Genomic DNA, 12,508 nt, shown 5'->3' with positions numbered 1-12,508 from the left:
GGTAACACTGGCCTCTCATCTTGAAGCGCCTGTTTCACTAAAGACAGGACGAGTAGTAGTAAAAGAATAAGTCAATGGAACTGCGCCTTGCTGGAAATTCCATCCCCTAAACCTGTTGAACAACTGCGTGTGTTGGTTATTGATGGCCAAACCCTTGTTCACAACGCAATAAAACATGCACTAGAGCCGATGGGCATGACCTATGTGAAATCGGCAGAGAACGCATATTACGCTTTGCGTTTATGTGAGACGCACTCATTCGATGTATTTATTGTCTCTTTTGATGTCAAAAGCGACAAAGATGGCTTCAACTTGCTGGAAGAGATGAAGTTTAAAGGGTACGTGCACAAAACATCCACCGTCATCTTTTTATCTGCCGACACTACGCAAGAGCTAGTTAATTGCGTCATCGAACTCGAGCCTAGTGACTTTTGGGTTAAACCACTCGATAGAGTAAGAATACAACAGCGCATGAAGCATATTCTTACGATTAAACAGGAACTGTTTAAAGTTCAATACTGCATGGATGCAGGCGAGTACAGTACGGCTATTTATCACGCCGAACGGCAACTACAAGACGCAACATTAGAACACTATCACCCTCGCATTAACCGAATGGTGGGCGACGCCTTGATGCTGTTATACGAATATAAAGAGGCGGAAGTATTTTATCGGCGACTGGCGCAACGATATAAATACGCATGGGTACAGATTGGTTTAATTCGCAGCCTGTTGAAGCAAAACAAGTACGAAGAAGCCACACCACTAAGCAAAATATTGCTAAGACGCAACGACACCCGTTTTGCAACCTACGACGCGTTAGCGGAATATTACATCGACAAAGAAGAATATAAAAAAGGTTACGATGTAATTAAAAAGGCCACCGAGCTTGCACCTCGTAATCTAGAACGCAATAAAAAGTCTTGGAATCTGGCACGACTAAACCATGATCGCGAAGGGCAACTCGCTGCGACCAAATCTATGGCAAAGTATGCCAAGAATTCCATACATGATACGCCTGAGTTTTCATTAAACGTGGTGCGCGCAACACTGGATTTCGCTACAACAGTGGGGGAAATGGAAGCCAACCGTATGCTAGTGACGGCCGAGCGCCATATCAGGGAGCTTCGCGACAATACAGCGATGTCTGGCGAGCTTCGTCAGCAACTTGATATTGTAGAGGCCAGAGTCGCAAATTTGCGCAAAGACAAAAGAAAAGCCGAAGGGCTATTGTCAGATCATATGTCAACTGAGCCACTTGTGTCGGTTGAGGATAGCTTAGATAAAATGAAAGCATTTCACGAAATTGGCTATCGTGAAGAAGCGATAAAATTATTGGAAAAAACCCAAAGTCAGGTAGAAAGTGATTCGTTTATTGGCCACGTGATGAGAGAGTATCTGTCGCAGGAAAAAGAAGAACGCAAAAACATTCATTTTACCTCGATAGAGTTGGCCGAAATGGCAGCGGGTCATTACAAACAAAGACGCCTTTCTCCCGCATTTGATTTGCTGAATCAAGCGCTAACCTTAACGCCAGACAATCATAACTTTGCTATTAGTCTGTTAAAAATTATCGCCCATATAAGCGCTGAAGAACGGCTCAATGACGCGCATCAAACATCAGCCAACTTCTGTTTGGACGCGCTAAAAGAGGCGGAACTAGATAGAACCCAAAAAGCAAAAGTAGACGAGTACTGTAATGCAATAGAGCGCGCGCTCTGACAGCGTATGTTAGGCTGAGACCATACTCAGCCTAACACCATTACTTACTCTAGCAAAAGCATTTCAAATCAACGGGTTGCGTTACTCAGTACATCAGCCACCTTCGCAGCATCGTCAGCAGAATTGTAAATATGAAACGACAACCTTAGGGCATTACCACGGCGATCAAAGCGAGCGCCGATATCAGTCAACGCATCAGAAAGCTTATCCGTCACGTTGGCTGAAAAAGACAAGCACAACGTCCCTCCTAATGCTTGCATATTAATTCGCTCAGACAACGCCGGATTGCTTGCTAACACGGTACGTTGTAGCGCTTTGTTGTGGCTAGCAATGTTTTCGATACCCGCATCTAATAAGTATTGAACACTAGACGCGGCAATGACATAGGGCGCGACACTTGGGGTACCGCCCCAGAAGCGTTTGGCATCGTGCCGATAGGCAAAATGGCGAATATCGAATTCAAACGGGTTCTCATGAGAAAACCAACCGACATCAACGGGTTGAAGTTGCTCAATATGTGTTGGATTTATCCACATAAACCCAGCACCAGGCCCGCCGCATAACCATTTAACGCACGAACCTAGCACCACATCTGCTTGCCATTGTTGCACATCAATGGGAATCACCCCTATGGATTGCGCCGCATCCACCACACAACGGATATTTCGTGCTTGACACATTTGGCTAATCGCCTCAACTGGCGCGCACATCCCCGTATTTGAGTAAACATGGCTAACTAAGGCAATGTCGATATTATTGCTTAATGCCGCTTCCCATGTCTCTGGATCTGTGGGGTTGGCGGTATCATCAATTAACACCAGTTCGAATCCATGCGAGGCCAACGCGCTCACTACAAATCCCATGGATGGAAACGATGTACCATGCATCAGAACGCGCTTTTTGCCCGATACAGGAAACGCCGCAAGCAAATACTTGGTCAGCCCTGACGATAAATTACTTTGTGGGCATACATCACCACCAGCGCCATTGATGACCATCGCAATACGGTCGCAAAACGTATCAATGTGTTCCAACCAGTTGGGCCAAGCATCACCGCCATTTTCGCTCCACGGCGACAAATAGTGGTCATTCAATGCTTGCTTGGCCACGCGAGGCAAGCAACCCACCGAATGGCTCAACAAATATATGCCTTCAGGTACATCAAACCCTGTCATTAAGATACCTTTTTATCACGACTAATGGAGTCACGTACTCTACCGTATTCGCCACCCCATTTGTCTGTCATATCACAACGAATTTCCCAGAGCTCAGGGAAAAATCGATGTTTTGCGCCACTTTGTAATAAGTCGACCGAGCGCCCTTTCAGAGACTGAGAGCCCAACCCAATTGAACGATGAATCAGGAATATATGATTCCAGCGAAACTTTTGTAGCAGTTCGTCAAATTCAATAAGCGACTCTGCCACTACGTAGCTATCATCGTGGTTATATTCACTGTCGTAAATAGACTCAATGGTTTTGTTTCTTCCTTCGACATAACGCGCTTGAAACACCGTCCATAAATCTGCGGGTATTTTCATGAGGGTTCTAAAGCCGGGAGACTCCTGTCCGCTACCGTTACCCAGTTGCAGTCTAATTTCCTGATACTCTTTAGGCGACATCGTCTCTAGCAAATCTAATTGTTGATTCATCATTCGCTGAATAAAGTGCACACGCTTCATTAACGTGACTACGCGGTGGGTGTTCTCTTCCTCCATAAACTCCAGTACATCAATTAAGGTATACACCATAAGTTTCATCCAAAGCTCTTCCACTTGATGCACGATCTGAAACTGAAGCTCATCACCATTACACAATTGATTTAAGGGCTTTTGACTAGTAAGTAAACGGTCACAATTTAAGTAAACCCCGTAATCCAACATTTCTGGTTCATCTAACAATTTGGAATATTTCTGTCTGTATTCGCTCATTTCAAAGTTCTCATGGCCGATTCGCACGTTAACATTAACGTTTCATTTACATGAGGATGATCTTAGAGAAAGAGGTAAAAACATTGTTTTAAACTAGGCTTTAATTGTGCGACATTAAAGAACATTGTTTTAATTAATGCTAAATTTTAAGTACGATGGATAATCTCGATAAACATATTCTCGCTGAATTGGAAAGTGACGGTCGCCAGTCATTTTCTCAGTTAGGCGATAAAGTAGGACTCAGCAAAACGCCGTGCTGGAACCGCGTGAAGGCCATGCAAAAGCAGGGGAAAATAACACAATTCGCAGCCGTACTGTCGCCAGAATCTTTGGGATTGAACATTCATGCACTTGTTCATGCTGTTGTTGATTTTTCGCAATATCAAGCATTTGAAGCGGCAATTATTCAACACCCATCGGTCAGAGCCTGCCATGCGGTTACGGGCGATTTCGATTATGTACTTGAAATTCATGCAAAAGATATTGACGACTTCGACACCTTATTGCGCGCCGATCTCAGCACATTGCCCGGTGTTCAGCGGTTCAAAACCTCTATATCCACACGAATGGTTAAAGCCAATGGCCCTTACACGCAAATGCTATAGTTGAGTAGCATGAAAGGTATGTTCCAATGCATCAGCAAACCGCTTGGCGGATTGCTCATCCATATTGAAATACAAAGAGGGTTCGATTAATTCGACTTCCATGAGTAGAAATGCGTCTTGGTGTCGTATAAAGTCAATGCGGGCATACAGCAGTGTGGATGTAATCGCATTGATGGTGTCAGACGCCGCCTGCAATAAAGTCGGTTCAGGCTCAACGCATTTAAGGCGACCACCATGTTCTTCTTGAACACGAAAATCTCCCTGTTTGGGTGTTTTTAAAATACAGTGACTGTATTCCCCATTAAAATAAAATAGCGAGTACTCACCTTCTGTTGCAATACTGTGAATATAAGGCTGCAACATAAATGGACGGTCAGAAAAGTCTTGTTGGTATGCGAGTACGCTTTCTTGGAGTGAATCAGCGGCAATGATATAAGTAAAGTCGGCATTGGCGCTGACTACTGGCTTAATCACCAATTTATCTGTTGAGAATGCTGCTAACGCTTGTTTAAGCGCACCCAATTCAAAGTGTTCATGGTACTGGGTGGGTACAATTCCAATGCCCCGGTCCGCTAAGTCGGCTAAATAGGTCTTCGACATATTCCATGACACAGTAGTAAAATCATTCAACAGCATGGCAGAGCTGTCGTCTATCTCAGACAACACCTTCATAAACGCCTCAGGGGCGTCTTGATAATCCCATGGGCTACGAATAACCACGATGGCAAAATCATCCCAATTCGCGGATGCGTCGCGCCAACTCACGCTTTCTACATGCCACCCCAACGTCTCTAATTCACGCTGCGCTAAATGGTCATATACGAAGAATTCACTGGTGTCGTCCATCGTTAAAAAAGCACATCGTTTCATTAGGGGTACTATCCTTATCTATCTGCCTTGTTGCGTTAGCGTTTACGCAGCCCATGTGTGGTAAGCATGAGTAACATCTACAATATCTACCAGCGCTTTTGTCTGCTTGGTAATATCTAAACATTTAGCATGTTTTGCCTTGGCGAACTTTTGTAAATAACGAAGCTCGTCTTTAAACAGTTTATCCGATATTGGCGCTAACGCATGCACCCCCACTTTGAACACATTCGACTGTCCCATCAAGCTAAACTTTTTCGTTGTATTTGCAATCATTTCAGCAGGCTGTTTTGCTGGCACAACCTCAACTATCAGCGAAAAGGTATTATGGGCTTTGTTCTTTCGGGCAACCGCAACAATATAAAATGCGGTACTGTCATTTTCCGTGTGCAACGCTTTCATTTGCTGTTTAATCTCTGCCAACACAACCTCATGCTGACATAGCTTGTTTATACACACGTGCTGGGGAACATCATCTCGGTAAACTGGAAAACGGGTAAAGCGGGACGTGATTAGTGCATTGGCAAAAAATGACTGCTGAGCGCGCGCATACGTAGCAAAAAGTTGCGGATGCAAGCTGGCATATAGGTTTCGCATCGCTTTGCCTAGTCCGTAAATGGGCTCACGGTCACCTTCTAATGTAAGTGCATCAGCTTGGTGATACAAGGCATCTTTTAAATACAAGCGCGCATCATGTAATGCGATATTTCCTGCCACAGCGAGCCACAGTTTACGCCCTTCGGCACGGATTACCTTGTAACGTTGCTGACTAAAGGAGCGCTCTTTGCCAGTTAGCGATAATGTCATTTGCACAAAAAGATCATCACCTTCCTCGAATGGGTGTTCAGCGCTGCTTTCAACGTGCATACCGCGAGAAGAAATATTGATAGTACGCGCTGCGACAAGCTTGTCTTTTTTGTCACGTTTTCTCCCCGTCAACTCAACAGGAAATGTAATCACAAAGCGATCTTCAACACGCTGCTCACCGTGCGTGGACTTCGTTTCTGCAGGATTGACCGTTTTTCCTCTTTTCTCCAGAACATATTCACTCATATCAGGCAACCCACCGGAGGCTTCGTCACGCAGGGCTTCAGGCGTAAACACGTCAATGCAAGCAGATAGATCTTCAATAACAGAGAAGAATTCACACATGCCTAATAACTTTTTGATTTTGCCTTCAGGCTCTCTGTTCAAGGTGGCAAATGCCTCTCCTACTGAGTCGGGTATAGACGAGGGAATGTATGCACTCTTTAGCGTGTTCGTTTTTACCAAGTGCAGCCTGATAAGTTTTACGCCCTGTTTCGCATGCGCTTTTAACACAAACCGCTTCATTGCCAAATCGTCGCGTACAGCGGCAAGAGGAACGTAAGCTACCCTTAATTGCTTTTGCTTATCCCGCAATTTAAACACAAACACATCAATCTGAACGCTGGTTGCCGCACTGCTCACTAATTCATCTATCCATTTATTATCAAATAAATAAGGCAGAATTGAACGGCCATTACTAGCACTTAAATACGCTCGCAAATCGTTGTTGTCGGGCGTCGCCATGAAAGAAAGAGGCGTTAATCTGTCACCGTTAATCCGTAACAGTACGGGAAGTGCTTTTTGCCGGCCAATGACGTATTGCTCAAAAATACGGTTTTCGACTGCTTCAACCGTGTTTTCAACAGGCACTCGATTGCGACGTTTGTGGTTGTGAAAACAACGCTTTATCAGTTCTTTGCACTCTGAAATAATGGTTTTAGGCTGGTCGTCATGAAGCGTAAATACGGCATATGTGACGCTATCCTTTACGTATTTTTTATATAGTGTGTAACGCACAAATAAGCTTTGAGGCATCAAATATTCGCGCTCTAATCCGGCAAATTTGATCATCACCTCATCAGGAATAATCACATAAGGGTCTTCCACTTTTATGGTTAAGCCATTTTCTGATATATCGGTGGATTGAGATAACAGATCAGGCTTGTTATCTTCACAATGAGATCGGTCGGTAGTGAAGTAAATGGATAACGCAGTGGTAAAATAAATGCGCTCTTCAGTTCGCTGATCTACGTGTCCAATTGAAATGAGTTTAGTACGGCCACTGCGTGATTTATCTGCAATATTATTGTGGTTTTTAGCATACTGCTGAATGTGTTCAAATACGCCAACAGTATAATTATTGCCATAATTACGCATCTCTCGATCAAATTCGAGTGTATTGTGATGGTCTAAAAAATGTGTCACGCCACCGCGCTCTGTAGGCTTACATACTGGTTTAACCACGTCTCGAAGATCAACAATGCGTTTTGTTGGTTGAGCAAGACGCTTTATTTCCATTTTTATCAAAAAATGCTGTGACGTTTTTGCAGATGGCTCTAGTTGAGCAATCAAATAACTAAGCTTCGTATCTGCATGCAAGTGCTTGAGCTTATTAATGGTAGTAGTAAAATTTTCGAGTTCGTCACTCATAGACAGGATACCTAATTCAATCATCCCTGCTCGTAATACTCTGCTACAACCCCATGCAGTCAATTACTGAGTTATTATTATTATTTTAAATTTACTGTGAAAAATACTGGCTTTTCGCGACATATTTTACACATTTTGTTGGTAATGTGTGCAAACAATTTGCTTTAAATTCAAACAGCTATAAAAAAGTATTCATTTACACACGTAAATATGCAGCAAAATACCAATATAGCCAATCTGATCAGTAACCGTCATCTATACATTTACTTAAATGCTAGGCTGATAGCCCCTTAATTCCCCTGCATTTTTCATGCGATTTCAAACAACGCATATGCTTAACTTACACGCTATATTTATTTCATTAACGCCTTATTTACGCAAACATAAACATACCTTTTTGGCTGATCAAAACCGACTAAAACGACGTTTAAATCTTGAAAAACGAATAGATTCAGCTTCAAGAATCTGTTCAAATTAACCCTATAAATAATATGGCTTCCGGTTGAATATAAAACGAACAACGAAATCTCTACCGATTAGCATAGCTGAAGTAATAGGACGTACCCGTGATAAAACGTAATTGGATCAAAATTTTAGCGCCCGTAGGCTTTCTCGTACTGGGATTCTTGGGCATGAAAGTGATTTCTGCCACGGCAGAAGCGCCCCCAGAGAAAGAAAAAGTGGATACCCGCCCTCACGTTAGTACCGTTCCGCTTACGCCCATCAATTACATCAGTAACTTGCAAGGTTACGGTGAAGTAAAACCATTAGAAACAACACGCTTGGCAGCCCAAGTATCAGGTGAAGTCGTTAGTTGGCACCCTCAATTTATTCCTGGTGGCTTGGTTAAGCGTGGTGAAAAACTCTTCTCTATTGAAAAAGACACTTACGAAGCAGCTCTGTTGCGTGCTCAAGCAGATTTGAGTCGTGCAGAGGCCCAGCTGATTGAGGAACTCGCTCGCGCTGATGTAGCGAAAAAGGAAGCTGCGAATATGGGGAACCAGTCAGTTTCAGACCTCTATCTGCGCAAACCGCAAGTACTGAGCGCACAGGCAGCGGTTACATCCGCAAAGGCTGCACTCAAGTTGGCTAAACGCGATTTAGAAAATTGTGACGTGTTAGCGCCTTTTGATGCGCTCATTACATCTCGCGACATCGGTATTGGACAATTTGTATCTCAAGGTGCGGTAATTGCGCACATCAGCAACATTGAAGTAGCAGAAATAGTCACACCCATTGCAGGTTTTGATACGCCATTTTTGCCCACTGAGCTTATCGGTCAAACCGCTATCACAAAAGTACCAGGTAAATATGGTATTCAGCGAGAAGGGGCGATTGTTAGAGATTTAGGTGTAGTAGACGAAACCACGCGTATGAGCCAATTGGTGGTTCGTATTAACGATCCTTACGGGCTAGACAGCGGTGCACCTGCGCTTAAGTTTGGTAGTTACGTTGAAATTACCTTCAAAGGAAAAACACTCAACGATGTTTACAAGGTACGCCAAGAGTATGTGACTAACAATATCTTATGGGTTGCTGAAGACGATACACTTATAGCAAAAGAAGTAGAGATCATTCGTGAAGAGAATCAGTATTTTTTAATCAGAGGCGATATTATTCCCAAAGACCAATTAGTATTGACCCTCCCAGAATACCCGCAATCGGGTATGGCCGTAAAAGTGACCGACAAAACGGCATCGCCAAATGGCGCAATGACGTCAGGCTTGTAAGTGGGAAGTAATATGGAAACCAATACGCATTTATCTCCACAGAAAGGCTTAATCGCTTACTTCGCGCGAAACTCTGTAGCGGCGAACCTAATGATGGTTTTTATTGTTGTCATGGGAATTGTCAGCTTTTTTACGATTCAACGACAAATGTTTCCCAATCAGGTTTTCAACTATATCTTTGTTGAAGCGACCTACCGAGGCGCTGCACCACATGAAATAGAAGAAGGGATCCTCATTAAGGTTGAAGAAGCCCTAAAAGACGTCACCGAAATCAAAACGATGATCTCTAGGGCGTATCGCAATAGCGGCCGCGTTACACTTGAAATACACCCCGACGAACCCCTCGCTGAGGTACTTGATAAAGTAAAACTTCGTGTGGACAGTATCGCTACTTTCCCAGCAGGCATGGAGCCTGTCAAAGTAACGCAGGATGAATTTGAACAAGACGTGATTCAACTTGCATTGGTTGGTGATATGCCACTAATCAAACTGAAGCCTATCGCGAAACAAATCGAAGACGAACTGCTTCAATTAGATAATGTATCTTTGGTTGATACACAGTCACCCAGTTATGAAATCGCTATTGAAGTCGAACCCTCCAGTCTTCGTAAATATGATTTATCTTTATCTGACGTGGTGAATGCGGTAAGGCGTTATTCTGCTAACTTCTCTGCTGGGGAATTGCGCACTGACGCAGGCATTGTCTCATTGAGAGTGCAAAACCAGATGTATAACGGTGACGAATTCAGAAACATCCCCGTAAAAATTGGTAACAACGGCGCCAAAGTCTTACTCAAAGACATCGCGATTATCAAAGATGAATTCACAGAGGGTGAACGCTACCTCAAGTATTCTGGTCAAAACGGCATATTCATTCCCATAAACGCAACCACCGAACAAAACATGGTATCGGTAGCAACATCTGTGAAAGATTACCTAGCCGTTAAAAATCCTCAACTTCCTGAGGGAATTCAATTAAAAACGCTGGTAGACATGACGTATTACCTGAACGCACGTTTAGATATGATGCTGTCAAACTTGTTTCAGGGTGCGATCTTAGTGGCCATTATGCTAACGATATTCTTACGATTTCGTTTAGCCTTTTGGGTCATGGTGGGACTACCCGTGTGCTTTTTAGGTGCTGTTATGATGATGCCGCTGTTTAGCGTCACCATTAACATCACCTCTTTATTTGCGTTTATTATGGTGCTAGGTATTGTTGTCGATGATGCCATCGTGATTGGTGAAAGCGCCTATTCAGAAATCGAAAAAAGTGGGGGCGGTATAGACAATGTGGTACGCGGAGCGAAGCGCGTGGCTACGCCGGCTACATTTGGCGTGCTCACCACCATCGCGGTCTTTGCGCCATTCACCTTGAGCAGTGGCCCAGATGGACAAATCTTTTACAATATCGCGACCGTGGTGATTTTGTGTCTTATTTTCAGTTTAATCGAATCAAAACTGATACTACCTGCTCACTTAGCACACACAAAATTTACGCCTGCACGTCCCAATAGTTGGCGGAAAAAGTTCAATACGCGCTTTTTTGCCTTCGTTAATGGCCGCTATAAGCGTTTTGTAACCCTCTGTACTGAGTGGCGTTGGGCGACTTTGTCAGCCTTTGTCGCGGTGTTATTAATGAGTATAGGGCTCATTCAGGCTAATCACGTTAGAATGGTGCCAACCCCAAAAATCCCTCACGACTTTCCTCAAATTCGCATTGAAATGGAGGAAACCTCTTCAGAGGCAATGACCATTGACGCTATTAAGCAAATTGAGCAAGTCATCTATACCGTAGAAGACGAAATAGAGGCTGAATTTGGACAAATCATGGTACGCGACACGCTCGCATTCAATGAAACCCGTAACGTCGGCAGAATCGTCATACCTCTTGTTGACGAAGAGCTTCGCCCGTTTACCACTTTCGAGCTTGCCAGACGATGGCGAGAGAAGCTCCCAGATATTCCCGGTATGAAGTCAATCAATATTCAAGATGAGTTAATGGGAGGCGGAAACGACGGCGATTTTGCCTATGTATTATTTGCGCAAGATCTCGACCTGTTGTCAGAAGCGGGACGCGCATTAATTGCCAGACTTCAGGAGCAACGCGGCTTATTTGATATCAGCTCAACTATTGATGCTGTGAGCAAAGAAGTACGTTTAGAGCTAAAACCTGTCGCTTACGATTTAGGTTTGGATCTCGCGTCGATAGCCAATCAAATGGGAACCAGCTTTTATGGCGGAGAGGCGCAACGAATCATTCGTAATGGCGAAGAAATTCGGGTGATGGTTCGATATCCGAAACTAACACGAGAGCAATTCGCGCAAATTAAATATACAACCATTAATACCCCTTCTGGTAAACAGGTCATGCTCGGCGATGTGGTTTCCTTAAGCGAAGCGCCAGGAGTCAGCTATATTCGTCGAGAAGGCGGCTACAGAAGTGTGTATGTGTGGGGTGCAATAGATGAAGAAGCCGTTGAACCCGGTGAAGTGGTAGACACCATCAAGTCAACCATTATACCCGATATTCAGGCGCAATTTCCGGGTGTAAAAACCGAGCTAGGTGGCGACATTGAAGAGCAGCAAGCACAACAAAATGAGCAAATGCTATTCTTCCTTGCAGGCATGATGATTGTTTATATCCTCTTAGCTGTGCCACTTAAGAGTTATGGGCAACCGCTCATTATCATGTCGGTCATTCCCTTTAGTTTAACAGGCGCGATTTGGGGACACTTTTTCTTCGGATTGGACATCAGCATGATGTCGACATTTGGTCTAATCGCTGCGGCAGGAGTTGTGATTAACGATAGTTTGGTGATGACGGACTATATTAACCAGCGAAGACATCAAGGTTGGTCTATTAAAGAGGCAGTAGTTGATGCAGGGTGTGCTCGATTCAGGGCCATTACACTCACCTCAATTACTACCTTTGTAGGTGTGTTGCCGATTATGTTCGAGACCAGCCTTCAAGCAAGGTTTGTTATTCCTATGGCCGTCGCGCTGGGCTTTGCGGTTATGTATGCCACACTGGTTACGCTACTACTCGTTCCATGCTTGTATCTGATACTGCAAGATTTACGAAGACCTTTTTCTTGGTTAAAAAGCACGTTAAACAAAAGATCTCATGACATATCAGATGAGCATAACACGCAAACAAGCTAATTAAAGACACGTGTTCAATCAACACTACACAC

At 43.9% G+C, this 12,508-nt stretch carries 8 protein-coding genes; 4 read left to right on the top strand and 4 right to left on the bottom strand.

The genetic code is table 11. The annotated features are described in order from the left end of the window. The first annotated feature begins 87 nt into the window (after positions 1-87). Positions 88-1,722, top strand: a complete 1,635-nt coding sequence (locus OE749_RS16070) for a response regulator (protein WP_263713498.1) — start codon at positions 88-90, stop codon at positions 1,720-1,722. Between the two features lie 68 nt (positions 1,723-1,790). Here OE749_RS16070 and OE749_RS16065 read toward each other — a convergent pair whose 3' ends face one another. Both OE749_RS16065 and OE749_RS16060 read right to left on the bottom strand, forming a co-directional pair. Further along, entirely contained in the window at positions 1,791-2,897 is a 1,107-nt protein-coding gene (locus OE749_RS16065) for an aminotransferase class V-fold PLP-dependent enzyme (RefSeq protein ID WP_263713497.1), read from the bottom strand. Continuing rightward, positions 2,897-3,652 carry a tryptophan 2,3-dioxygenase family protein gene (locus tag OE749_RS16060; protein ID WP_263713496.1) on the bottom strand — a complete coding sequence of 252 codons (756 nt, stop codon included), beginning with the start codon at positions 3,650-3,652 and terminating at the stop codon, positions 2,897-2,899. The genes OE749_RS16065 and OE749_RS16060 overlap by 1 nt, the downstream gene beginning before the upstream one ends. A gap of 155 nt (positions 3,653-3,807) precedes the next feature. On the opposite strand from OE749_RS16060, the gene OE749_RS16055 reads away from it, so the two are divergent. Beyond that, positions 3,808-4,257 (top strand): Lrp/AsnC family transcriptional regulator, encoded by a 450-nt coding sequence (locus OE749_RS16055; protein WP_263713495.1) that lies wholly within the window; start codon positions 3,808-3,810, stop codon positions 4,255-4,257. Here the strand turns inward: OE749_RS16055 and OE749_RS16050 are convergent. After that, positions 4,252-5,127 carry an ATP-grasp domain-containing protein gene (locus OE749_RS16050; RefSeq protein ID WP_263713494.1) on the bottom strand — a complete coding sequence of 292 codons (876 nt, stop codon included), beginning with the start codon at positions 5,125-5,127 and terminating at the stop codon, positions 4,252-4,254. The two genes, OE749_RS16055 and OE749_RS16050, sit on opposite strands and share 6 nt — an antisense overlap. 42 nt (positions 5,128-5,169) lie before the next feature. Then, positions 5,170-7,581, bottom strand: a complete 2,412-nt coding sequence (locus OE749_RS16045; RefSeq protein ID WP_263713493.1) for a PilZ domain-containing protein — start codon at positions 7,579-7,581, stop codon at positions 5,170-5,172. Positions 7,582-8,150: 569 nt separating this feature from the next. Here OE749_RS16045 and OE749_RS16040 point away from each other — a divergent pair. Together OE749_RS16040 and OE749_RS16035 are read left to right on the top strand one after the other, a co-directional pair. Then, positions 8,151-9,311, top strand: coding sequence for an efflux RND transporter periplasmic adaptor subunit (locus OE749_RS16040; RefSeq protein WP_263713581.1), 1,161 nt, complete (start codon positions 8,151-8,153; stop codon positions 9,309-9,311). A gap of 12 nt (positions 9,312-9,323) precedes the next feature. Beyond that, positions 9,324-12,476 (top strand): efflux RND transporter permease subunit, encoded by a 3,153-nt coding sequence (locus OE749_RS16035; protein ID WP_263713492.1) that lies wholly within the window; start codon positions 9,324-9,326, stop codon positions 12,474-12,476. Positions 12,477-12,508 lie beyond the last annotated feature (32 nt).

It is taken from the genome of Fluctibacter corallii, assembly GCF_025751585.1.
Taxonomy (GTDB): Bacteria; Pseudomonadota; Gammaproteobacteria; order Enterobacterales; family Alteromonadaceae; genus Fluctibacter_A; species Fluctibacter_A corallii.
The sequence above is the reverse complement of the archived record's forward strand: the minus strand, read 5'-3'. Positions and strand labels throughout refer to the sequence as shown.

Bases quoted from the DNA above. Each gene is read 5' to 3' on its own strand.
- OE749_RS16045 (WP_263713493.1), bottom strand. From the start codon at position 7,581: ATGAGTGACGAACTCGAAAATTTTACTACTACCATTAATAAGCTCAAG.
- OE749_RS16065 (WP_263713497.1), bottom strand. From the start codon at position 2,897: ATGACAGGGTTTGATGTACCTGAAGGCATATATTTGTTGAGCCATTCG.
- OE749_RS16055 (WP_263713495.1), top strand. From the start codon at position 3,808: ATGGATAATCTCGATAAACATATTCTCGCTGAATTGGAAAGTGACGGT.
- OE749_RS16035 (WP_263713492.1), top strand. From the start codon at position 9,324: ATGGAAACCAATACGCATTTATCTCCACAGAAAGGCTTAATCGCTTAC.
- OE749_RS16050 (WP_263713494.1), bottom strand. From the start codon at position 5,127: ATGAAACGATGTGCTTTTTTAACGATGGACGACACCAGTGAATTCTTC.
- OE749_RS16060 (WP_263713496.1), bottom strand. From the start codon at position 3,652: ATGAGCGAATACAGACAGAAATATTCCAAATTGTTAGATGAACCAGAA.